General features: G+C 56.2%; 34 protein-coding genes and 1 tRNA gene. 12 read left to right on the top strand and 23 right to left on the bottom strand.

What is annotated here, in order from left to right; all coding sequences use genetic code 11:
• Nucleotides 1-47: 47 nt before the first annotated feature.
• Both AUC45_RS05890 and AUC45_RS05885 read left to right on the top strand, forming a co-directional pair.
• Nucleotides 48-2,228, top strand: coding sequence for an RNA degradosome polyphosphate kinase (locus tag AUC45_RS05890; RefSeq protein ID WP_067599752.1), 2,181 nt, complete (start codon nt 48-50; stop codon nt 2,226-2,228).
• A gap of 11 nt (nt 2,229-2,239) precedes the next feature.
• Nucleotides 2,240-3,787 carry a Ppx/GppA family phosphatase gene (locus AUC45_RS05885; protein ID WP_067599750.1) on the top strand — a complete coding sequence of 516 codons (1,548 nt, stop codon included), beginning with the start codon at nt 2,240-2,242 and terminating at the stop codon, nt 3,785-3,787.
• Nucleotides 3,788-3,805: 18 nt separating this feature from the next.
• Here the strand turns inward: AUC45_RS05885 and AUC45_RS05880 are convergent, their stop codons facing one another.
• The gene (locus AUC45_RS05880; protein ID WP_067599747.1) at nt 3,806-4,669 is read right to left on the bottom strand and encodes a queuosine precursor transporter; all 864 of its coding nucleotides are present in this window, start codon (nt 4,667-4,669) and stop codon (nt 3,806-3,808) included.
• A gap of 60 nt (nt 4,670-4,729) precedes the next feature.
• On the opposite strand from AUC45_RS05880, the gene AUC45_RS05875 reads away from it, so the two are divergent.
• Nucleotides 4,730-4,806, top strand: a tRNA-Arg gene (locus AUC45_RS05875).
• A gap of 5 nt (nt 4,807-4,811) precedes the next feature.
• On the opposite strand, the gene AUC45_RS05870 is transcribed toward AUC45_RS05875, so the two are convergent.
• From AUC45_RS05870 to leuC, 9 genes are all read right to left on the bottom strand, one after another.
• On the bottom strand, nt 4,812-5,597 hold the full coding sequence (locus tag AUC45_RS05870) for an NUDIX domain-containing protein (protein WP_067603571.1): 786 nt from the start codon (nt 5,595-5,597) through the stop codon (nt 4,812-4,814).
• 323 nt (nt 5,598-5,920) lie between these two features.
• The gene (gene grxD, locus AUC45_RS05865) at nt 5,921-6,259 is read right to left on the bottom strand and encodes a Grx4 family monothiol glutaredoxin (RefSeq protein ID WP_067599744.1); all 339 of its coding nucleotides are present in this window, start codon (nt 6,257-6,259) and stop codon (nt 5,921-5,923) included.
• Nucleotides 6,260-6,307: 48 nt separating this feature from the next.
• Entirely contained in the window at nt 6,308-6,541 is a 234-nt protein-coding gene (locus tag AUC45_RS05860) for a BolA/IbaG family iron-sulfur metabolism protein (RefSeq protein WP_067599741.1), read from the bottom strand.
• Between the two features lie 23 nt (nt 6,542-6,564).
• Nucleotides 6,565-6,888: a DUF1476 domain-containing protein gene (locus AUC45_RS05855; protein WP_067599738.1), complete on the bottom strand. Its 324-nt coding sequence runs from the start codon at nt 6,886-6,888 to the stop codon at nt 6,565-6,567.
• Between the two features lie 75 nt (nt 6,889-6,963).
• A complete protein-coding gene (locus tag AUC45_RS05850; protein WP_067599735.1) occupies nt 6,964-7,962 on the bottom strand; it encodes an NADPH:quinone oxidoreductase family protein in 999 nt (332 codons plus the stop codon).
• A 29-nt stretch (nt 7,963-7,991) separates the two neighbouring features.
• Nucleotides 7,992-8,594, bottom strand: a complete 603-nt coding sequence (gene leuD / locus AUC45_RS05845) for a 3-isopropylmalate dehydratase small subunit (protein ID WP_067599732.1) — start codon at nt 8,592-8,594, stop codon at nt 7,992-7,994.
• 27 nt (nt 8,595-8,621) lie between these two features.
• Nucleotides 8,622-8,816 carry an isopropylmalate isomerase gene (locus AUC45_RS05840; RefSeq protein WP_067599731.1) on the bottom strand — a complete coding sequence of 65 codons (195 nt, stop codon included), beginning with the start codon at nt 8,814-8,816 and terminating at the stop codon, nt 8,622-8,624.
• Nucleotides 8,817-8,864: 48 nt separating this feature from the next.
• On the bottom strand, nt 8,865-9,236 hold the full coding sequence (locus AUC45_RS05835) for a GFA family protein (RefSeq protein WP_233998546.1): 372 nt from the start codon (nt 9,234-9,236) through the stop codon (nt 8,865-8,867).
• A gap of 36 nt (nt 9,237-9,272) precedes the next feature.
• Nucleotides 9,273-10,700 (bottom strand): 3-isopropylmalate dehydratase large subunit, encoded by a 1,428-nt coding sequence (gene leuC, locus AUC45_RS05830; RefSeq protein WP_067599729.1) that lies wholly within the window; start codon nt 10,698-10,700, stop codon nt 9,273-9,275.
• Between the two features lie 193 nt (nt 10,701-10,893).
• Between leuC and AUC45_RS05825 the strand changes: the two genes are divergently transcribed.
• From AUC45_RS05825 to AUC45_RS05815, 3 genes are read left to right on the top strand one after another with little or no spacing between them, the layout of a single operon-like run.
• Entirely contained in the window at nt 10,894-11,295 is a 402-nt protein-coding gene (locus AUC45_RS05825) for a thioesterase family protein (RefSeq protein WP_067599727.1), read from the top strand.
• A gap of 56 nt (nt 11,296-11,351) precedes the next feature.
• On the top strand, nt 11,352-12,161 hold the full coding sequence (locus AUC45_RS05820; RefSeq protein WP_233998545.1) for a fatty acid desaturase: 810 nt from the start codon (nt 11,352-11,354) through the stop codon (nt 12,159-12,161).
• Complete coding sequence (locus AUC45_RS05815; protein WP_067599721.1) at nt 12,158-12,658, top strand: sterol desaturase family protein; 501 nt, start codon at nt 12,158-12,160, stop codon at nt 12,656-12,658. The genes AUC45_RS05820 and AUC45_RS05815 overlap by 4 nt, the downstream gene beginning before the upstream one ends.
• 1 nt (nt 12,659) lies before the next feature.
• Here AUC45_RS05815 and AUC45_RS05810 read toward each other — a convergent pair whose 3' ends face one another.
• The 13 genes from AUC45_RS05810 to AUC45_RS05750 are packed head-to-tail and all read right to left on the bottom strand — an operon-like array spanning nt 12,660 to nt 17,695.
• A complete protein-coding gene (locus AUC45_RS05810) occupies nt 12,660-13,139 on the bottom strand; it encodes a GNAT family N-acetyltransferase (protein ID WP_067599718.1) in 480 nt (159 codons plus the stop codon).
• Nucleotides 13,132-13,479 (bottom strand): YbaN family protein, encoded by a 348-nt coding sequence (locus tag AUC45_RS05805; RefSeq protein WP_067599715.1) that lies wholly within the window; start codon nt 13,477-13,479, stop codon nt 13,132-13,134. Before AUC45_RS05805 ends, AUC45_RS05810 begins: the two co-directional genes overlap by 8 nt.
• Nucleotides 13,480-13,482: 3 nt before the next feature.
• The gene (locus AUC45_RS05800) at nt 13,483-13,890 is read right to left on the bottom strand and encodes a SufE family protein (protein ID WP_067599711.1); all 408 of its coding nucleotides are present in this window, start codon (nt 13,888-13,890) and stop codon (nt 13,483-13,485) included.
• Between the two features lie 56 nt (nt 13,891-13,946).
• A complete protein-coding gene (locus AUC45_RS05795; protein ID WP_067599706.1) occupies nt 13,947-14,192 on the bottom strand; it encodes a hypothetical protein in 246 nt (81 codons plus the stop codon).
• Nucleotides 14,189-14,518 carry a hypothetical protein gene (locus tag AUC45_RS05790; protein WP_067599702.1) on the bottom strand — a complete coding sequence of 110 codons (330 nt, stop codon included), beginning with the start codon at nt 14,516-14,518 and terminating at the stop codon, nt 14,189-14,191. The genes AUC45_RS05795 and AUC45_RS05790 overlap by 4 nt, the downstream gene beginning before the upstream one ends.
• Nucleotides 14,518-14,832, bottom strand: a complete 315-nt coding sequence (locus tag AUC45_RS05785; protein WP_067599700.1) for a hypothetical protein — start codon at nt 14,830-14,832, stop codon at nt 14,518-14,520. Before AUC45_RS05785 ends, AUC45_RS05790 begins: the two co-directional genes overlap by 1 nt.
• The gene (locus tag AUC45_RS05780; protein WP_067599698.1) at nt 14,832-15,092 is read right to left on the bottom strand and encodes a hypothetical protein; all 261 of its coding nucleotides are present in this window, start codon (nt 15,090-15,092) and stop codon (nt 14,832-14,834) included. Before AUC45_RS05780 ends, AUC45_RS05785 begins: the two co-directional genes overlap by 1 nt.
• A gap of 43 nt (nt 15,093-15,135) precedes the next feature.
• A complete protein-coding gene (locus AUC45_RS05775) occupies nt 15,136-15,483 on the bottom strand; it encodes a hypothetical protein (protein WP_067599696.1) in 348 nt (115 codons plus the stop codon).
• Nucleotides 15,483-15,797, bottom strand: a complete 315-nt coding sequence (locus AUC45_RS05770) for a hypothetical protein (protein ID WP_067599694.1) — start codon at nt 15,795-15,797, stop codon at nt 15,483-15,485. The genes AUC45_RS05775 and AUC45_RS05770 overlap by 1 nt, the downstream gene beginning before the upstream one ends.
• A 27-nt stretch (nt 15,798-15,824) precedes the next feature.
• Nucleotides 15,825-16,202: an envelope stress response membrane protein PspC gene (gene pspC / locus AUC45_RS05765; RefSeq protein ID WP_067599691.1), complete on the bottom strand. Its 378-nt coding sequence runs from the start codon at nt 16,200-16,202 to the stop codon at nt 15,825-15,827.
• Entirely contained in the window at nt 16,199-16,504 is a 306-nt protein-coding gene (pspB, locus tag AUC45_RS05760; RefSeq protein ID WP_067599688.1) for an envelope stress response membrane protein PspB, read from the bottom strand. Before pspB ends, pspC begins: the two co-directional genes overlap by 4 nt.
• A gap of 3 nt (nt 16,505-16,507) precedes the next feature.
• Nucleotides 16,508-17,470 carry a phage shock protein PspA gene (gene pspA, locus AUC45_RS05755; RefSeq protein WP_233998544.1) on the bottom strand — a complete coding sequence of 321 codons (963 nt, stop codon included), beginning with the start codon at nt 17,468-17,470 and terminating at the stop codon, nt 16,508-16,510.
• A gap of 12 nt (nt 17,471-17,482) precedes the next feature.
• Nucleotides 17,483-17,695, bottom strand: a complete 213-nt coding sequence (locus AUC45_RS05750; RefSeq protein WP_067599685.1) for a hypothetical protein — start codon at nt 17,693-17,695, stop codon at nt 17,483-17,485.
• A 196-nt stretch (nt 17,696-17,891) separates the two neighbouring features.
• On the opposite strand from AUC45_RS05750, the gene pspF reads away from it, so the two are divergent.
• The 6 genes from pspF to AUC45_RS05720 all read left to right on the top strand — a co-directional run bounded on the left by pspF (nt 17,892) and on the right by AUC45_RS05720 (nt 21,039).
• Nucleotides 17,892-18,938: a phage shock protein operon transcriptional activator gene (gene pspF, locus AUC45_RS05745; protein ID WP_067599682.1), complete on the top strand. Its 1,047-nt coding sequence runs from the start codon at nt 17,892-17,894 to the stop codon at nt 18,936-18,938.
• A gap of 63 nt (nt 18,939-19,001) precedes the next feature.
• Nucleotides 19,002-19,307: a hypothetical protein gene (locus AUC45_RS05740; protein ID WP_067599679.1), complete on the top strand. Its 306-nt coding sequence runs from the start codon at nt 19,002-19,004 to the stop codon at nt 19,305-19,307.
• Nucleotides 19,308-19,403: 96 nt separating this feature from the next.
• The gene (locus AUC45_RS05735; protein ID WP_067599676.1) at nt 19,404-19,757 is read left to right on the top strand and encodes a helix-turn-helix transcriptional regulator; all 354 of its coding nucleotides are present in this window, start codon (nt 19,404-19,406) and stop codon (nt 19,755-19,757) included.
• Nucleotides 19,754-20,149: a VOC family protein gene (locus AUC45_RS05730; RefSeq protein WP_067599673.1), complete on the top strand. Its 396-nt coding sequence runs from the start codon at nt 19,754-19,756 to the stop codon at nt 20,147-20,149. The genes AUC45_RS05735 and AUC45_RS05730 overlap by 4 nt, the downstream gene beginning before the upstream one ends.
• Nucleotides 20,150-20,262: 113 nt before the next feature.
• Nucleotides 20,263-20,538, top strand: a complete 276-nt coding sequence (locus AUC45_RS05725; RefSeq protein ID WP_067599671.1) for a hypothetical protein — start codon at nt 20,263-20,265, stop codon at nt 20,536-20,538.
• 99 nt (nt 20,539-20,637) lie between these two features.
• Nucleotides 20,638-21,039, top strand: a complete 402-nt coding sequence (locus AUC45_RS05720; RefSeq protein WP_067599668.1) for a PilZ domain-containing protein — start codon at nt 20,638-20,640, stop codon at nt 21,037-21,039.
• The last annotated feature ends 72 nt before the right edge of the window (nt 21,040-21,111 follow it).

The raw sequence follows: 21,111 nt of genomic DNA, 5'->3' as shown, positions 1-21,111 counted from the left end.
AGCGCTCAATTCGAGATGAGAGGACAGCTGCGCAAAACAGGAAGACGATGAGCCAAGCATTGACCAACAGCCCAAATGCCGCCGCGAACGATGCAGGCGCGCTTGGGCCTGAGGCGATGTACTTCAATCGTGAGTTATCTTGGCTCTCCTTTAATGAGCGCGTGCTGGCCGAAGCCAACAACCAGCAATATCCCTTGCTCGAGCGCCTGCGCTTCCTCTCGATATCGGGCAGCAATCTTGATGAGTTTATGATGATCCGTGTCGCAGGCCTAGTCGGGCAAGCGCAACGCGGAATTGATAAACCTGCGATTGATGGGCGCTCTCCCACGCAGCAACTCAGCGCGATCAGGGAAAAGCTGACCGAATTGTCCGAAGTGCAGCAGGATATCTGGCGCGATCTGCATGATCGTCTGGCAGAGGTCGATATCTTTGTCGCCGATGAACAGCGCGTGCAGGCGGAAGCGCATGAATGGCTGGAGGCGTTTTTCCTTCAGGAAATTTTGCCCGTTATCACGCCGCAAGCGCTCGATCCGGCGCACCCTTTTCCCTTCGTCCATAATGAAGGGATGGGCCTGTTGTTCACGCTAACGCGCGATGCGGACAATCAGGAAATCATCGAGATGATCCTGATTCCCAGCGCGCTGCCCCGCTTTGTACGTGTGCCGAAAGACGTGGTTGATACAGGCGAGGCGATCTACATTTCCATTGCCAGCCTGATCCAGCGATACGCGCACAAGCTGTTCCCTGGCTTCACCATCAGGGGTGATGGCCTGTTCCGTGTCCTGCGCGACAGCGATATCGAAATTGAGGAAGAAGCCGAGGATCTCGTGCGCACGTTCCGCAGCGCCATCCAACGCCGCCGCAGAGGACAGGTGATCCAGCTCGAGCTGGAAGAGGATTTCGATCCGGTTGCTGAAAACATTTTGCTCGAGCAATTGGGCGTTCACGAAGCTGCTGTGATCAAGACAGACGGCATGATCGGCATTGATGGGCTGGCCGAAATCGTCAACGAGGACCGCCCCGATCTAAAATTCGATAGCTATTCCCCGCGCTACCCCGAGCGGGTTCGCGAACATGACGGCGATCTGTTTTCCGCCATCCGCGAAAAAGACATCATCATCCACCACCCCTATGAAAGTTTCGAAGTGGTGGTCGATTTCATCCGACAGGCTGCCAATGATCCTGACGTGGTGGCGATTAAACAGACGCTATACCGCGCAGGCTCTCAATCGGCGGTGATTAACGCGCTGATCGAAGCGGCGGAAAACGGCATCTCGGTAACGGCCGTTGTCGAATTGAAAGCGCGCTTTGATGAGGAACAAAACCTTAAATGGGCGACCAAGCTGGAGCGTGCCGGCGTTCAGGTGATCTATGGCTTCACCGATTGGAAAACCCATTCAAAAGTCGCGATGGTGGTCCGCCGTGAAGGGGATGGTTTCCGCACTTACTGCCACTTTGGCACGGGCAATTACCATCCGATCACGGCCAAGATTTACACCGATCTGTCCTTCTTCACCGCTGACCCAAAACTCGGGCGCGATGCGGCCAAGATGATGAATTTCGTCACCGGTTATGTCGAGCCGCATGGGCTGGAACTCATATCGATTGCGCCGCTTGATCTGCGCAACGAACTTTACGAGCGAATCGACACCGAAATCGCAAATGCTCAGCAGGGTAAGCCTGCTGCGATATGGATGAAGGCCAACCAGATCACCGATTCCGGCATGATCGACAGGCTTTATGCAGCGAGTGACGCGGGCGTGAAAATCGAGCTCGTATGCCGCGGTATCTGCTGCCTGCGCCCGGGCGTTCCCGGCCTTTCCGAAAACATTCGCGTAAAATCCATCATTGGCCGCTTTCTAGAGCACAGCCGCATCTATGCGTTCGCCAACGGCAAACCCATGCCGAGCCCCGCTGCAGCGGTGTTTATTTCATCCGCTGATCTCATGGGCCGCAATCTAGATCGCCGCGTTGAAACGCTGATCCCGATCCAAAACCGAACGGTGCACGATCAGGTGTTGCAGCAAGTGTTGCTCGCCAACATGCTCGATACCGAACAGAGCTGGTGGCTGCGATCCGATGGCACTTATTCGCGCGTCGAAACATCGGGCAAACCATTCAATTGCCACCGCTACTTCATGACCAACCCATCGCTTTCGGGACGCGGCGGAGCATTGGAAGCGGGGGCAGTCCCCAAACTATCGCTGCGTAAAGGCGGCGCGGGTTAGATCGGGCTTCGATGAGCTTAAAAAGACGGCGGGCAGATCGCGAGGGCGCGTTTTCAGGTCATCTACCTGAGCGCGCGATCATCGATATCGGATCAAACACGGTGCGGCTTGTTGTTTACGGGGGCACCATGCGCGCGCCGACCGTGCTTCTCAATGAAAAGGTCACTGCAAAGCTTGGCCGCGACATTGGGAGCACTGGCGCCTTGGCTGATGAGGCTGTTGAGTTAGCAATGCGCGGCCTTTCCCGATTTGTGCTGCTCCTTGATGATTTGGGCATCAAGGATATCGAAACCGTCGCAACTGCTGCGGTCCGCGATGCTTCGAATGGCAAACAGTTTGTCGCCGAGCTGAAAAAGCTTGGGCTAAAGCCACGTATTCTGAGCGGCGAGGAAGAAGGCGAGATCAGCGCGTACGGCGTGCTGGGCGCTTTTCCGGGCGCGGAAGGCATTGTCGCTGATCTGGGCGGGGGCAGTCTTGAGCTCGCGAGTGTCAAAGACGGCGTGCCAGCCAATTCAAGCTCGCTGCCGCTTGGAACGCTGCGCCTGCCTGATTACCGAGCGAATAAGCCAGATCGAATGGTCGCCAGTCTTGAAAAGGTTTTGGCAAAAGCCGGCTGGGATAAGGCGAGCAATGGCAAGGATGATGGCAAAACCTTGTATCTCGTCGGCGGCACCTGGCGGGCAATGGCCGTCTACGCAATGCTGCTACAAGGCCATCCATTGAGCGATCCGCACGGACTGAGCGGCTCCGTCGATGAGGCGAAAGCTCTGATCAAGGCGCTATCCAAAGAAACCAAAGACACGCTGAAAGAGCACGACCGCATATCCAGCATGCGGGCCGAAAAGCTTCCCGATGCGGCCTTGTTGCTCAAGGCTATGCTGGCAAAGCTGAGCCCGGAGCGGATTGTCTTTTCGTCCTGGGGCCTGCGCGAAGGATTGCTTTTCAATGGTCTGGCACCCGAGGCCCGAGCGCAAGATCCGCTGCTTGCCGGGGTATCGGTTTTCGCGAGCCAACGCGGCGCGCCAGCGACACTGGCAGCGCAGATGGCGGGATGGACGGTGCGCGCATCGCCAAGTGAAGGCAAAGGCGATGAACGCCTGCGACTTGCGGCGACCATGCTGGCGCTCGCATCGATGCAGATTGAGCCCAACATTCGCATGCCCCAGGCAATTGAGTGGGCATTGCACAAACGCTGGATTGCAATTGATGGGGAAGGGCGGGCTATGCTCGCCGCTGCCATTGCAGCAAATGGCAACCATCTCGACCTGCCCGAAGAAGTGCGCGCCTTGGCGAGCGAGGACGCTCTGGAAGAAGCATTATGCTGGGGGCTTGCCATCAGGCTTGCAAGGCGTCTCGGTGCCCGCTCGCGGCGATCGCTGCAAGTCAGTCGCCTGCGGGCAGACGAAGACCAATTGGTTTTGCGGCTTGCCAAAAGTCACGAAGCGCTATTCGGGCTTCCGGTCGAAAAGGATATGAAGTTGCTTGCCGGAAAGCTTGGCCTTGATTGGCAGGTCGAGATTGTTGCCGACGATGCACTGGATCACGATCGCGAAGACTAAGGGCTCGCGTTTCTAGCCTCAGGCTTTGCTTGAGAAGGGCGAGAAATCGGTATCCATGTCGAACAGATCGACACCCTCAGCCTTTTTCAGCTTGCCCACCACCACATAGGTGGCCGGGGTCAAGAACGCTTCCCACAGAACTTTCAAGGCCCAGTTGGTTATCATCACGGTGATCACCGCCTCGGTGCTCCAGATGCCCCAGAAGGCAACCGGATAGAAGATCAGGCTATCGACGCCCTGACCGAAGACTGTGGAGCCAATCGTGCGTGTCCAGAGCGCTTTGCCTTTGGTCCAGACTTTCATCTTGGCCATGACGTAGGAATTGACGAATTCGCCTGCCCAGAATGCCACAATCGAGGCGACAACGATGCGCCACGTGCTTCCAAAGACCGAATTGTATGTTTCTTGGCAAATCTGCCCCAATGGCACATCGTCGCCTGCGCGCGCGACCAATGGACCATTTCCTTCAAAGCCGCTCGCAGCGCACGACCATCCATCGAAGGCGGGCAGCGACACAACAACATAGCTCATCAAAGCCATGAAGATCATCGCGGCAAAGCCCGTCCAGATGACGCGCCGCGCGCGGGCAAAGCCATAAATCTCTGTAAGGACGTCGCCGATCACATAGCCGAGCGGGAAAAACAGGATGCCCGCGCCGTAAATGAAGACGCCATCACCTGCTGGCCACATGCCCTCTGGCCACCATGGAACTTCGACAAAAGTCAGCTTGGCAGCGCCGATGATGTTCGAAAGCAGAAGGATCGCGACAAAGGCCGCCATCACGAACTCATAATACTTGAAAGTTACCGGAGCATGGGATGTCGCGGCGATCCCGTCATTGGGATCGGTGTCGAATTCTGCTGCGGGATCAAGCTTGTCCATAGACGCGGCCCTTAGCGGCATTTGAAACCCTGTGAAAGCACGCTATTGGGACCGCGGCGCGCGCCCTTAGCTCATCTGGATAGAGCGCGAGACTTCTAATCTTGAGGCAGCAGGTTCGAGTCCTGCAGGGCGCGCCATCCCATCATCCCCTCGCGACTGTCTCCAGCAATTCGGATGTCACGGGATATCCGGCATCTTCAAGGATGGTCAGCATCGGCTGGCCGCTGCTTTTGTCGACTTTGGGTATGATCGTCTTGACCGGGATCGCTTCAGCCTGTGCGCGCGCTTCGGCGAAACTTGCAAAAAGGGCGAGGCGTTCGAGGTTCCGGCGTGTGGGAAAGATCAGTTTGATCTTACCTTCTTCCGCCATGTCGAGAGCACCCCTGGCGCTGACCCAGAACAGTTTTGTGTTCTCAGTCTGATCGATCGAAACATCCACCGCGCCAGTGCCCAGATTGGCGAGATAGAAGCGCGTATCGTAGGTGCGGGTCAATTTCTCATTCTTGGGATACCACCGCGCAAACGGGACGATCTGAGAAAGGTCCAGCTCCCATTCAAAAGCCTCCAGAACGGGGGCGAGCACGCCCTTGTCCTCCAGCATGGCACGCGCTTTTGCCGCTTTGTCTCCGGTCACATCTCCTGACAGCCCCAGAGCAAGCCCTGTTTCTTCCAATGTTTCGCGCACGGCAGCGATCTGGTGAGCGGCCTCGTCTGCCGAAATGTCATGTTCGCCCTTCGCGACAACAGTTTCGCCAAAGGCAAAATCTTCAGGATCAACTCTGCCGCCGGGAAACACCGCCATTCCGCCAGCAAAAGTCATTGTCCGCGAACGGACTGTCATCAGAATCTCAGGATCGCCTCCATCCGGCGCGTCTCGAAAGATGATGATTGTCGCGGCCGGAATGGCTTCTTGCTGTGTTTCGCTCATGAGCACTGAATGGCGGGTGTCGGCTTGATTGCCAAGTGGATAGCCCGGCAATTGGCAAAAGTGCAGTTAGCATGTCGGCTAACTTTACAATGGGGCGTATGGTTAATTGGCCTTTACCATCTTAATCACTGAAAATGCGGAGCAAAGCACTTTTGGCACGCCTGCTGCATGGTATTGGGCAGCTCTGAGTGGTCTTCGAGCAGAGGCAGAACCTTTTTTGGTCTCTAGGTTTAGCCTCCCCGTTATTAAAAGAGCCGCCTTACGATTGGTCTCGTAAGGCGGCTTCTTTTATTTGAGGTGCGTTCTAAGAGCGCTTGGGCATTTTACCCTTCGGCTTTTGCGACGCCGTTTTCGTCCATCATCTGCTGCAACTCGCCTGCCTCGAACATCTCCATCATGATGTCCGATCCGCCGACAAATTCGCCTTTGACGTAAAGCTGCGGGATCGTGGGCCAATCAGAATACGTCTTGATCCCCTGACGAATCTCCATGTCCTGCAGCACATCGACGCTTTCATAAGCGACGCCGCAATGATCGAGGATTGCGACTGCGCGGCTGGAAAATCCGCATTGAGGGAAGAGCGGGGTGCCTTTCATGAACAAGACAACATCGTTGTCCTTCACGAGGCCTGAAATGCGAGTGTCGGTGTCAGTGTCAGCCATGAGGTGGGTGGCCTTTATCTAAGTTTGGGTAGCGGTGTTTATGATCAATTACGTGGGAACGCGCGTGGTCACTTGCAAGGCGTGCAGTTCGCCGCCCATTTTCTCGCCGAAAGCGGCATAGACCATCTTGTGCTGCGCGACGCGGGTCTTGCCTGCGAATTGCGGCGCGGTGACAATTGCGGCCCAATGGTCGTTATCACCAGCAAGGTCGGTCAATTCGACCACAGCGCCGGGTAGCTCCGCTTCGATGGCAGAGATAATGTCTTCGCCTTTCATCGGCATTGTCGCGCGATCCTTCCGGTAGGTTAGTTTTCGCTCATCAATTGGCGCCGCGCTTCGATCGAGCACTCTTCCAGCTTTGCGCGAATGTCGGCTTCGGAAACATCACATTCCGCGGCTGTTAGGTCGCCCAGAAGCTTCCGTATGACATCTTCATCGCCTGCCTCTTCGAAGTCAGCTTGCACGACAGCCTTTTTGTAAGCGTCGGTTTCTTCCTGTGTGAGATTCATTTCGCCAGCTGCCCATTCGCCGAGCAAACGGTTTCGGCGCGCAGCGATCTTGAATGCAGTTTCTTCGTCGAGTGCGAATTTGGCTTCTTCAGCGCGTTCGCGATCTTTGAAATCGGTCATAAGTCCCTCCGATGGAATACAAGTCTGAAATAGGGTGCGAGTGGCACGGCGGCAAGCGCCAGGGGCACACGAAAATCACTCCATCGTGACAACAAGTTTGCCAACCGCTTCACGGTTTTCGAGCTTGGCGATTGCTTCGCCTGCGCGTTCCAACGGGAATGTTTCTGACACGAGAGGATCAATCTTGCCTTCTTGCATGAGCGCAAACAATTCCTTCACCTGTGCAACAAATTTCGCTGGCTCGCGAGCGGTGAATGCTCCCCAGAAAACGCCGCAGATATCACATGATTTGAGCAGCGTGAGGTTGAGAGGCATTTTTGCAATCCCTGCCGGGAAACCCACCACCAGGAAGCGTCCTTCCCAAGCGATTGAGCGCAATGCCGGTTCTGAGTACTGACCGCCGACAATATCGTAGACGATATTGGCGCCGGTGGGGCCGCAGGCGGCTTTGAAGGCATTGGCGAGTTCCTTGGAAGCTGCCTTATCCATTTCTTCGCGCGGGTAGATCACCACTTCATCCGCACCAGCCTTGCGCGCTACTTCGCCCTTGGCTTCGGAGGAAACGGCGGCAATCACGCGCGCGCCAAATGCCTTTGCGAGTTCAACCGCTGAAAGCCCGACGCCGCCTGCCGCGCCAAGGATGAGCACGACATCGCCTTCCTTGATGTGGCCGCGATCCTTCAAGCCGTGGATCGTCGTGCCGTATGTCATCAACAGGCTGGCGGCTTTTTCAAAGGGAACGCCATCGGGAATGGGGAACATGCGCGCCGCTGGCACTGCGACCTTTTCGGCAAGGCCACCATTGCCGATGCCCGCCATCACCCGGTCACCGACTGAATAGCCTTCAACACCTTCGCCAATCGCTTCGATCACGCCAGCGAGTTCGCCGCCCGGCGAATAGGGGCGCTCAGGTTTGAATTGATACAGATCGCGGATCATCAAAGTGTCCGGATAATTGATCGCGCATGCCTTTACGGCCACCACAACTTCGCCTTTGCCGGGGGAGGGCGCATCCACTTCATCCAGAGTTAGCGTTTCCGGACCGCCGACGGCGTGCGTGCGAATGGCTTTCATAGCGAATGTTCTCCCTGTGGTTTGTTCGGTTACGCGGCGGTGCCGCGCATGATCCAACTTTGATCGGTCGTGCGGCGCGTTTCATATGCACCGATTGCCTGATCGCGCTCCATTGTAAGCGCGACTTCATCGAGACCGTTCAAAAGGCAGTGCTTGCGGAACGAATCGATTTCGAATGCAAATCGATCCTGAAATTCGGTTGTGACGGTCTGCGCTTCCAGATCGACGTGGATCGGATCGCCCTCGCGTGCAACCTCCATCAAACGATCAATTGCCGATTGGGGCAAGACCACAGGCAGGATGCCGTTCTTGACAGCATTGCCCGAAAAGATGTCGGAATAGCTGGGTGCGATCACGACGCGAATGCCCATATCGCCTATCGCCCAGGCGGCATGTTCGCGGCTTGACCCGCATCCGAAATTGTCGCCAGCAATCAGAATGGGCGAGCCAGCATAGGCGGGATCATCAAACACATTGTCAGGGTCACTCGCGCGAATGCTTTGAAACGCGCCTTTGCCAAGGCCTTCACGCGTTATCGTTTTCAGCCATTCCGCGGCGATGATGATATCAGTGTCGATGTTCTTCGCGCCAAAAGGGATGGCTTTTCCTGACACGGTTGAAAGCGGTTTCATGGGCTGTTCCGGAGTGTTGATGCGAACTCAGTCGGTTTCAGGCTTTTCGCCCGACGGCACCGATTTCGGAGGCTCTTCGGCGGTCGTCTTTTTGGATCGCCGCCCAACGTAAAGGAGCGCCGCAGCAATCGCAGCAGAACCAATCGTTGCCGCTGCGCCGATTGCTGCATTGCGCGCGGATTTTGATTTCTTGGAGGATTCGTCGTCGGGTTTGTCAGTCATGGTAAGACCTCATGCGGTGCGATTGCGTTTAATACAAGACCGCAGCGATCAGAGGAATACATCTTCGCCGACAATTCCAACGCGGCGCTTGCGGGCGGGTGCTGAACTGCCAGTCCAATTGCGGCCATCAAGGAACCTCGCTTCGATGCCTTCAAAGTCTTCAGGCTCAAAAATGCGAACGTTCACGCCCGAACGTCCAGCAGCAGTATACGGGATACCCACCCAGTGAGTGGTCGTTCCGCATTGCGGGCAAAAGTGGAGTTCAACCGCTGGCTGGGCCATGTCTGATCGACGGTAGGCACTCGTTTCGCCTTCGACCTTCACGTCGCCTGCGTCAAAATAGCCCCAAGCACCACCTGATTTTGCGCAAAGAGAGCAATCGCACAGGTTGATGTAGTCAGGCTTTGCAGGGATCGTCACCCGGACAGCACCGCAGTGACATCCGCCGGTCATACATCAAAGCTCGCGAACGTCGGTAAGGCGGCCTTTGACAGCCGCTGCCGCTGCCATGGCGGGCGAGACTAGGTGCGTGCGCGCTCCCGGGCCCTGACGGCCAACGAAATTGCGATTGGACGTGGAGGCGCAGCGCTCACCAGCGGGGACTTTGTCAGGATTCATGCCAAGGCACGCCGAACAACCCGGCTCGCGCCATTCAAAGCCTGCATCGGTAAAGATCTTGTCGAGGCCTTCTTCTTCGGCCTGGCGTTTTACAAGGCCAGATCCCGGAACCACGATAGCCCAGCGCACATTGTCTGCCTTTGATCGACCTTCGAGCACTTTGGAAGCGGCGCGTAAGTCTTCGATACGGCTGTTGGTGCAACTGCCGATAAAGATATTCTCAATCGGGATTTCCGCGACCGGCGTTCCGGGCGTTAGGCCCATGTAATCAAGGCTTTTTTTCGCCGCTGCCTGCTTGCTTTCATCTGGAAAGCTTTCAGGCGCGGGGACTGATCCGCTGATCGGGACGACGTCTTCTGGGCTGGTGCCCCAGCTTACCGTTGGCGCAATATCGGCGGCATTGATGACTACTGATTTGGCGAAGACAGCGCCGACATCGCTGTGCAGCGTCTTCCAATAAGCGACCGCGTCATCCCAGTCCGCGCCCTTGGGTGCCATGGGCCGGCCTTTGAGATAGCGGAAGACTGTTTCATCAGGCGCAATGAGACCAGCACGCGCGCCTGCCTCAATGCTCATATTGCAAACGGTCAAGCGCTGCTCGACACTCATATCCTCGAACACCTGGCCGCGGTATTCGATCACGTGGCCTGTCCCGCCAGCTGCGCCAATGACGCCGATGATGTGCAGGATCAAATCCTTGGCAGTGACGCCGGGGGGTAGGTCTCCCTCCACTCGAACTTCCATGGATTTCGATTGCTGGAGAAGCAGCGTTTGCGTTGCAAGGACATGTTCAACCTCGCTTGTGCCGATACCAAAAGCGAGCGCGCCAAGGCCCCCATGGCTGGCCGTGTGCGAATCTCCGCAAACGATGGTGGTGCCGGGCAGAGAAAAGCCTTGTTCAGGGCCGACCACATGCACGATGCCTTGTTCATCGTCGGCATCTCCGATGTACCGGATACCGAAATCGGGCGCGTTGCGTTCAAGCGCTTCCAACTGGGCTGCGCTTTGCGGATCTGCAATCGGTACGCGTGCGCCTTTTGCATCGCGCCGCGCGGTGGTCGGCAGGTTATGATCAGGCACTGCCAGAGTAAGTTCGGGCCGCCTCACTTTGCGTCCGCTAATCCGCAAGGCATCAAAGGCTTGCGGGCTCGTAACCTCGTGCACCAGATGGCGGTCGATATAGATAAGTGAGGTCCCATCATCGCGCGTCTCAACGACGTGCGCATCCCAGATTTTTTCGTAAAGAGTGCGTGGTTTGTTGGCCATGCAAATGAGCTAGATTGCGCTAACCCACGTGACAAGAGCGGTGTGAAGGAATTCTCCGCTCAGCGGACCAAGTCACAAAAAGACTGCCGCAATTCGGAAGCGGGATAAGCTGAGACGACAAAGCGATTGCTTTTGACGCCGTATCATCACTTGGTGTCTTGGAATCTTAAGAAATTCCGCCTAGCTGACACATATGTCAGCAACTCCGCACACCTACCCTATTGAGATCCAGCCCGATGACATCGATTTCATGGGCCATGTGAACAATGCGCGGTATCTCAACTGGGTGCAGGATGCTGTGCTTTCTCACTGGAATAAGCTGGCGCCTGCGGATGATGTCGCCAGCAAGGCCTGGGTCGCACTCAAGCACGAGATCACCTACCGAAAGCCTGCTTTTCTTGAAGATGATGTGATCGCTCAGACCGTGCTCGAACGTTATAACGGTGCGCGCGCTTTTTATCACACGGTGATCCGGCGCGGTGAAGACGTCTTGGCTGAAGTTCGCTCAAGCTGGTGCTGCATTGACGCTGAAACGCTGCGTCCTGCGAGGATCGGCGAACACCTGCGTGAATTCTTCTTTCCAGAAGGCGACTGAACCCAATGGCGAGGGTGGTTACATCCTCGCACTGTACGCAACCAACAAAGCACCCTATGCGTATCTCGCATAATATGCAGCGCGTTCACACACTTCCCTCCCGCACGATGCAAAGCGCCATTGGGCTGACGCTCGCTGCGATGATCGCGGGCGGGTGGCTGGGCATCCATTTCTACGGCATGTTCGTGTTTGAGCTTACATGGGCGAGCCTTCCCATCGCGCTCGCGATGGCCTTGGTGCAGATTTGGCTTTCGGTCGGTGTGTTTATCGTCTGCCATGATGCAATGCACGGCAGCCTTGCGCCGGGAAAACCGTGGCTCAATTCGGCCATCGGGGCGGTGCTCTTGATGCTTTATGCGGGGTTCAACTGGCGAACCCTGCGCGATGCGCATTTCACCCATCACAAGATGTCAGGCCGCGCTGGCGATCCCGATTTTGATGAGCACAATCCGGGGCATTTCCTCAAATGGTATTGGACGTTCTTCAAACGCTACTTCGGCTGGCAGTCCTTGCTGTTCGTGCACACAGTCGTTGGCATCTATCTGTTTGTATTTGATATCTCGTTCCTAAAGATCTTCGTCCTGTACGGCGCACCGGCGCTACTTTCCTCGCTTCAACTGTTTTATTTCGGCACCTATCGCCCGCATCATCAGGCCGAGGGAAAGCCTTTCGCGGATCGGCACAATGCGCGCAGCAACGATTTCGGCACGCTCGCGAGCCTCTTCACCTGCTTTCATTTCGGATATCACCTAGAACACCACCGCAAACCCGATGTCCCTTGGTGGGCGCTCCCTTCGGCAAAGCGTGCAGGCATAGGCGCCGTCTTGGAAACGACAGCGGATCAGAGTAAGGAAGCGGCAGCATGAGCTGGCTCGAAATCTTCCTCACCGTCATGTCCTCTCTTATCGGGATGGAGCTGTTTGCGTGGTGGGCACACAAATACATCATGCACGGATGGGGCTGGGGCTGGCACCGCGACCATCACGAACCGCATGACAACGTGTTTGAGAAGAATGATCTGTTCGCGGTTGTATTCGGCACCATCAACGCGGCAATGTATATCTATGGCTCGCTTTACTGGGATTGGTTGTGGTGGTTTGCCGTTGGCATCTCGCTTTACGGTGTCATCTACACGCTGATCCATGATGGACTTGTGCATCAGCGCTATTGGAAGTGGGTGCCCAAGAAAGGCTATGCCAAGCGTCTGGTGCAGGCGCACAAGCTGCACCATGCCACCGTTGGCAAGGAAGGCGGGGTCAGCTTCGGCTTCGTTTTTGCGCGCGATCCGCAAGTCTTGAAGAAAGAGCTGAAAGAACAGCGCGAGGCGGGTGTCGCCGTAGTGCGGGATAGCGTCGGGGCGTAGGCTACAATTGCAGTTGGTAAATTGGCAGTATCGGTCCTGCGACTGAGCCGGAAGCCTCTTGCCCAAATCGTTCAAATCCCATCTTTTCGTAAAATGGCACCGCATATGGGTCAGCCGTCACGCTTATCGTATGCGCACCCAAATATCGTGCCTTCTCCACGCTCCAGTTGAATAGCAATTTGCCAATCCCGCGCCCGATCCAGTCAGGTTCGATGAACAGCTTTTCCAGTTCGACCACATTTTCATTTTGGGATAGTTGAGCAACGCCCACAATTGCTCGCGCCGTGACGGCCAGCATCAACTCGCTAACCAAGAGATCTTCTCTCGCAAGAGTGAGCTCGTCGCAGCAGGCATCCATAAATGCCTTATCATAGCCCCAATGCGCCTTTGATCGCAGGCACAGGGCGCTCGCCGTGGGCAGCTCGTCAGCGCGGGGAGCGCGCAGAGCAACCTCCGGAAAGGATGCTCTCTGATCACTCATTCCGCGTTGCTATCCAACCGCCGATGATCACGAGCACCCCAATCGATATCCATACCCAGGGGAACCCCAGCGTCAGCCATGTGAAACCCACACCCGCAGCAATCGTCGCGATTGAGGCGATTTTCGCCCTGCGCGAGATAGCACGCCGTTCTCGCCAATCCCTGATCTGTGGCCCCCATGTGGGATGCTCCACAATCTTGCGCTCCCATTCAGGATTGCTGCGCGCAAAACAGAAAGCTGCGAGCAGAAGGAAGGGAACCGTAGGGATGATGGGGAGTATGGCTCCGATTGCGCCAAGAACAGTGAAGAACACCCCTGCGGCGAGATAGAGCCGCCGCATCGCCTATGCCGTGGCCAATCGCGCCGCATGCTCCTTCACCAGCGCAATCATATTGGGCACACCTTGCGTGCGGTTGCTGGACAATTGGTTTTTGAGATCAAACGGCTCCAGCGCCGCTGTGACGTCCATATTCGCGACCTCGCGAGCAGGCTTGTCCTGAACAGCGGCGATGACCAGGGCGACAATCCCTTTTGTGATCGCGGCATTGCTATCGGCAAGGAAGTGCAATTTCTCGGTTTGCTCGGTCGGATAGACCCAAACCGCCGCCGAACACCCGCGCACCAGTGTCGCATCGGTTTTCAGCGCATCTGGCATGTCTTCAAGCTCGCGTCCAAGCTCGATCAGCATCGAATAGCGTTCATCGCCTTCGAGAAATTCGTATTCTTCAAGGATATCAGAAAGGGTTCGCATGCGCGGCTATGTAGGGGGAGGTGATGCGTTTGCCTACCCAGCCAGAGAGGCAATGCTTAAAGCTCCACCCCACTCGCGATGGCTTCGAGCTTTTTGATCCGCTCTTTGAGATCGGCGAGCTCAATCCGTGCCGCACCAACGCCAGCATTGCCTTCAATCTCGCGGCCCGACGAATGCGGCGTCTTGTTCATTTGTTCGCGCTTCAGATCAAGCCACCCCTGCCATGCGCGCAGCAGGCAAACCGACAGGAGCGCAAGCCCGATCAGGCTGGCAGCGGCAATTGTGGTAACCGGGTCCATCATTCGCTCAACTCCTCTCTCGATGAGCCTTCAGAAGGGTGGGAGCGCCGCGCGATATCGCCGCGCAGGCTCTCAATTTCGGCAGCTATGCGCTGAGCCTTGCGGGCCTCCGCGCTGTTTTCAGATGTTGCGATGCGTTCAAGGACTTGCACACGCTCGCGCAATTGTTCGAGCTCCTTTGCAGTGATGGCATCGACATCGCCATCGGTAGCGCCATGGTCGAGAGCGTTTTCAAGGATCGCAACCCGATCCATCAGGCGATTGCTCCGCCCACGCTCGCGAAAATACAGCGCGACAAAGATCAAAAGAGGCAGGAACAGCCAGTACATCAGGCATTGTCCCTCGTTGGAACGGCGCCGGGGTCCTTATCCCGCAAAGCTTCGATTTCGCTGGCAATCCGTGCCTGTTCGCGTGCGCTCAGCGTGTTGTTGTCAGTCGCAATGCGTTCAAGCACTTTGACGCGCTCGCGCAGCGCCTCAATCTCGCGCCTTGCATCCTCGATCGCGTCGAGATTGCTCGATGGATCGGGCCGAGCAAGGGTTTCATTGCCGTCCTCATCGGTGATGATCCCGGCGCGCGCTTTGGCAACCTGGACACCGCCCCAGATGATGATGGCAACAACAACGACTACTTCCCAACCCATCAGGTAACGCTCCCTTGTTTAGTGTCATCGCGCAAAGCTTCGATTTCATCGGCGAGGTCTGCTGAACGATCGGTCGCGATGCGCTCGAGAACCCGCACGCGCTCTTCCAAGGTGGACTTCGACGCTTGATCAATCGCTTCGCGGTTCTGGCTGGATTTGCGCCGACGCATACCGAGGTATACCGCTCCGCCGGCCAGACCTGCGGCAATCACCGCCATCTGGATCGCGTCGAATACTAGTTGTGTGTCGGCACCAAACATCACGCGTTTCCTTCGTCCTTGAGGTTTACAAGCGAGCGAAACCTCATCCTTGCGGTTCCTTCTTGTCGATATTGAGCGGTACACCGCTATCGGTAGACTTGGCTGGCACATCGCGCAGGGCTTCGATCTCTTCGGACAGAGTATAGCCGCGATCCGTGACGATCTTTTCGAGCACAACCATGCGATCCTGCATCGCATCAAGCTTGTCATTCAGCTCACGGTTTTCCGCTTTCAGGCGCTTGTTTTCACCGTCATAGTTCATTTCCGTATGGCCGCCCCACTCATCTTCGAGAGCGTAGCCGTGACGGGCGCGTATCCAATTGTTGATGAGCCAGCCGACTGTCGAAATCGCGATAATCAGCAGAACGAAGATCTTCATGTCGCCGTCCATTATGCTTGCTCCTTCGAACCGATATTGAGCGGGACACCAGCATCCCGTTGTTCTACTTCGACTGTATCGCGCAGCGCTTCGATCTGAGTTGCTACGTCGTATCCGCGGTCTGTGACGATGCGTTCCAGCACCTGAACGCGGTCTTCAAGCTTGGCGATCTGCGTTGCATATTGCGCGGCTTTTTCGGCCGTGGCATCTGCAGTGGCATCAACTTTGATTTCGGCCATTTTCTGCTGATGTTTTGCCCAGATGGCGACGATCGGGATCATGACGCCTATGATCGGGATCAACAGCGCTAACTGTCCTGGTTCCATGGTCTTAGCCCCTTGAGTTCTGAGAGATTACCGCAGCCGCTCAATCTCGGCGGTTAGGCGGGTGTTGTTGCTGACATAGTGCGTTTCCACATCGACCAGGCGGCGGTCGATATCGCGGAAGCGGGCGCGAATTTCGCGAGCGGTGCGCTTCGGGCTTTGGCGAATACCCTGCCAATATTTCTGCTCGGCAACATCTTTGTAGAGGTGCGGGGGTTTTTTCTTCAGCACGAAACCAGCGATGACATAAGCCAGTAGAGCGAAACCTTGCGTGGCGAATGTCAGGAATACCGCTGCCGCGCGGACCCAAAACCGCTTCACGCCGGTGTATTCGGCAATCCCGGCACACACGCCAAGGATTTTGGCGTTGTGCTGATCGCGATAAAGTGTGGTGCGGGGGGTATTCACGCTTTGGTTCCTTTCTTTTCGGCCATAAGCTGTTCGAGCTCACGAAGCTGCTGGTTGTCGGCTTCCTGATCGGCCTGAAGCCGTTTTACAGGAGTGAATGATGGATCATCGGCTGCCACCAGTCGCTCAACAGTGTCCATCCGCTCATCAAGGCGTTTGGCGAGGTTGTAGAGCTCTTCCAGCAGCACTTCGTCATCGGTGGTGATCGACGCGCCGGTCTTCCACTTGGTCACATAGTGCATGACCATCCAGGGCAGCCCAATCACGATCATGAAGATTAAAAGGACGACTTCAAATGGCATGATTTACTCCCCTTTCTTTGTATCGTCTTTGCCAAGCGCTTTTTTCATCGCGGCAAGTTCATCATCGATTGCGTCTGCTCCTTCGAGCGCCGCGATCTCATCAGACAGTGAAGGCTGGCCTTCATTGCCAATCGAAATGGCATCAGCGCGTCCCTCGGCGTAATCGACGCGGCGTTCGAGCTGGTCGAATTTGGCGAGCGCATCATCGGTGCGTTCCGTGCTCATCAGCGTGCGCAGTTTGACGCGGTTTTCCGCGCTTTCCAGGCGCGCTGCGATTTGGGTCTGGCGGCTGCGTGCTTCGCGCAGGCGATGCTGCAGCTTTTGAATGTCTTCCTCATAAGCGCGAAGGGCATCATCCAGCACGGCGATTTCCGCGCGCAGCTGGTCACCCATGCCGCTTGCTTTTTTCTTCTCAACCAAAGCGGCGCGGGCAAGATCTTCACGATCCTTTGACAGAGCAAGCTGCGCTTTGTCGGCCCAGTCTGCCTCCAGCTTGTCGAGCTTCACCACATGTCGGTGCATCTCTTTCTGATCTGCAATCGTGCGCGCCGCACTAGCGCGAACTTCAACGAGCGTTTCCTCCATCTCGAGGATGATCATGCGGATCATCTTGGAGGGATCATCTGCTTTATCCAGCATGTCGTTGAAATTGGCGGCGATAATATCGCGTGTGCGGCTGAAAATGCCCATAAAGGCTACTCCATCTAGAAACGGGTTAGTGCGCTCTGCTCGTGGCTCCTCGCGTTGAGACTCGCGCGAATATTGACTGCGAGCTTGCGTCGGAGTGGGGCTGGTGCGCAAGGCTTCAATCTCTTCATCAAGCCGCGAAAGACGCTTTGTTGGTGTCAATTGCCTGTCCGAGGCGGGTTGGGCCGGAGCGGTGTCGCTTTGTGCAGCCTGTGCGGGGTCACTGGCTGCATCGCGCTCCGGCCCGAGGGGGTTGGAAGGATTGGATGGCTTGGTCATCACGTGTGTCGCTTATGCTGCCTCAATGAGTGCCGGCGTATCAGCTTGAAGCTGAAACAGGCCCGCGCTTCCAGCAGCACCCGACATCGGATCAGCTTGAACCTGCGAAGACAGGATCACCATCGCGCTCATCGCGGCAATGCTCGCGATTGAGGCGTGGCCAAGCTTGGTTGACCAGAAACCTTTGGTCGTCTTGCCGGCTTTTGGTGTGCTCTGCGTTTGCATTGGGTCAATCCCTTCTCGTCCAAAATAGTGCGCCCGATTGGGCTTCGTCCATAACTCTGCAATGCGCGTGCCAAACTGCAGAAACCTCAGAAATCCGCCAATTTTACGTTTTACTCAATGTATCATATTGGTTTCTATTGCCAAGCATTGGGAATTTTCACTATAGGTTGGTGCAAATAGCGATACAGGGCGGGAAATGGAGCGCGAAAACCAATTTATCGGCCAATCAGGGGCCTTCCTTGATGCGGTGGAGCGCGCCAGTCGTGCTGCCCCGATGAGCCGCCCCGTGCTTGTCATCGGCGAACGCGGCACGGGCAAGGAATTGATTGCCGAACGTCTGCACCGTCTTTCCACGCGTTGGGGAGAGCCGCTGGTCACAATGAACTGCGCAGCGCTTCCCGAAACCCTTATCGAAGCCGAATTGTTCGGCCACGAGGCGGGCGCGTTCACGGGTGCTACCAAAGCGCGGGCGGGAAGGTTTGAAGAAGCCGATCAAGGCACTCTTTTTCTCGATGAACTGGGCACTTTGTCGATGGGTGCGCAAGAACGCCTGCTGCGCGCGGTTGAATATGGCGAGGTAACGCGGATCGGATCATCGAGGCCCGTGCGCGTCGATGTTAGGATTGTGGCGGCGACCAATGACGATCTTCCCGCTTTGGCCAAAAGCGGAGAGTTCCGCGCCGATTTGCTCGACCGGCTGAGCTTTGAAGTGATCACTCTTCCACCGTTGCGCGTACGCGAGGGGGACGTTGCTGTTCTCGCAGAATACTTCGGGCGGCGAATGGGCGCGGAGCTTGATTGGCATGCCTGGCCGGGTTTCGCGCCGCACGTTTCGACCCAGCTTGAGGAATATGCTTGGCCCGGCAATGTGCGCGAGTTGCGCAATGTGGTTGAACGCGCGGTCTATCGTTGGGACGATCCTGAAACGCCGATCTCGCACATCCAGTTTGACCCGTTCGAAAGCCCGTGGAAGCCCAAGGCGCCTCCGCATCGCCGGTCAGAAAATGGGTCGAGCCATGCTCCGAGCACTGCCGGGGAGCAGGTGGCACCATCACCAGCGATCGATTTTGAGCAGGTTGATGATCTGCGAGCCGCAGTCGAAACTCACGAACGCGCGATTGTTGAGCATGCTCTCGGCAAACATCGCTGGAATCAGCGCCAGACTGCCAAAGCCTTGGGCCTGAGCTATGACCAACTGCGCCACGCGATCAAGAAGCATGGGCTGATGGAGGAAAGCGATTAATCACTTCCCTGCCGTTCGGTGCGAATTTTCGAGCGATTTGAATGGGTTCGATGGGGAAGAGAGATGGCGCTATCTTTGCTTGAGACCATTTTGGGTGCGCGCGACCTCTACGAAGATGTGTCGCGATTTGTCCGAGCTAGCAAGAGCGGCAAGAAAGCGATGCGCTCCTATCTACTGTGGACGATCGCTCTGATCTCTACAGGAGCGGTCGCCATGCATGTGCTGCCTCAACTGTTGTTTGGGGAGAGCGCTGCTTACAAGGCCACCATGCAAGCAGAAGCGGTTGCCGATTACAAAGCGGCGCGAGAGCACGCCGAAGAAATGTCGAGCGAATGTGAGCAAAATCCGTTTCACGACGTTTGCCGATAGTCCCAACCCCATGAGCTGTCTGAAATAGGGTGGGCTGTAAGCCGCCTGCGCCGAGCCAGACTTGACTTATTTCTATATTTCGATAAATATCGAATAATGAAAACATCAGAAAAAGAAAATCTAGCCTCAGCGGTCACGGCGCTGAATGCATTAGGTCAAGAAAACCGCCTCGCCACGTTCCGCGCATTGGTCGAAGCCGGGCGGGGAGGAATGGCTGCCGGTGCGATTGCGAAACGGCTTGGCGTAGCGCCTAGCTCGCTCAGCTTTCACCTCACCACTTTGAAGCATGCTGGATTGGTGAACGAAAGGCGCGAGTCTCGCTCAATTATCTACACCGCCAATTACGCTGCAATGAGCCGTCTTATTGCCTTCCTCATGACCAATTGCTGCGCCGCCGATCGCATCGACCCGCAGCTGGTCGATGCCTTTACAGAAACGGAGTCATCATGAAACGCTTCCACCTAAACCTTCGCGTATCCGACCTTGCCAAGTCGACTGAATATTACACGGCATTCTTCGGCGTTGAGCCCACCGTGAATGAACCCGATTACAGGAAATGGATGCTCGATGATCCCTTGATCAACTTTTCGATCGAGCCTGCCATCGATAAAGTCGGAATTGCTCATGTCGGATTGCAGGCGAGTAGTGATGATGAACTCGCCGACATTCGCGAAAGAATTCAAGCGATAGGCGAACCTGCTTTCCATGAAGGCGAAACGCAGTGCTGCTATGCCCACTCATTCAAAAGCTGGACCCGCGATCCCGACGGTATCATCTGGGAAGCCTTCTACACCGATGGTCAGCGGCGTGATTATGGTGAGATGCCTGAGATTCCGGCTTGAAGTGCACAGATAAATGGCCCGCCATAGGACTTCTCTCCTAACCCGTTGTTTACGCTCATAGGGCTACCCATCATCCCTGATTGAACGTCCATGTGGTTGGTTAGGGGCAGGACATGCGCGCAATTGCTGATTTTCTGGACAATCTGACCACCGCCGTCAGAGCAATCTTTGCGCTCTTCATGCTTTGCATGATCGTTTTTGGCTATATCATGAGCCAAGGCGTTTCCCGCATAGCATCGTCCGCTGCGGATGATGCTGCGACCAGCATTGCAGAAAGCAATGAACAACGCAGCCAGCTGAAGGCCAAAAGAGCGCAAGAGCGCGACTTGGCAGAAGATGATTGGGGGTATGATGCCAGCGATCCGGACAATGACTGGGGTGCTGAATAAACGGGTCTGATTAGTCACCAAATCGGCCTGAGCCATCCGCATGACTCCTTAGCCTGATCGAGGGCGCTGCTAACGAAAGCGCTCTAACGCCAGAGCGCTATGTCTGGCCAAAACCAAGCTTTACCTCTTGACGATCCCATCGTCATCGGACGGCGCGGTGCTGCGCGGTTGCGGCTTTCTTTGCCAGCGCGACTTCAGACCATGACCGACACGCGCCGCTGCATCTTGCTCGATCTCTCGCAGACAGGGGCCAAGATCGGCCTAGAGGAACCATTGCGCGGCGGTGCAAGTGCGATCCTTGAATTGCATGGGATCGACCAATTCGGCACAATTGTGCGCCAGAGCAAGGGGGCCAATGGCGGCATCAATGGCCTCGAATTTGAGGCTCCGCTTACCCAATCGGATGTCCTTGCGGTGAGGCAATTTGCAGAAACCTTCGAAGAACGCGAGATGCAAGCGCTGAGATCCGAAGTGCGTGCCTGGGTAATGGGTGCAAAATAGTCGAGCATTCTGCTGCCGATCTTGAAAGCCCCCTTGTCAAAGCCTCTCGACAAGCCTAACTGAATGGCATCC

The sequence above is a fragment of the Erythrobacter sp. YT30 genome, from assembly GCF_001542875.1.
Classification (GTDB): Bacteria; Pseudomonadota; Alphaproteobacteria; order Sphingomonadales; family Sphingomonadaceae; genus Erythrobacter.
The sequence above is the reverse complement of the archived record's forward strand: the minus strand, read 5'-3'. Positions and strand labels throughout refer to the sequence as shown.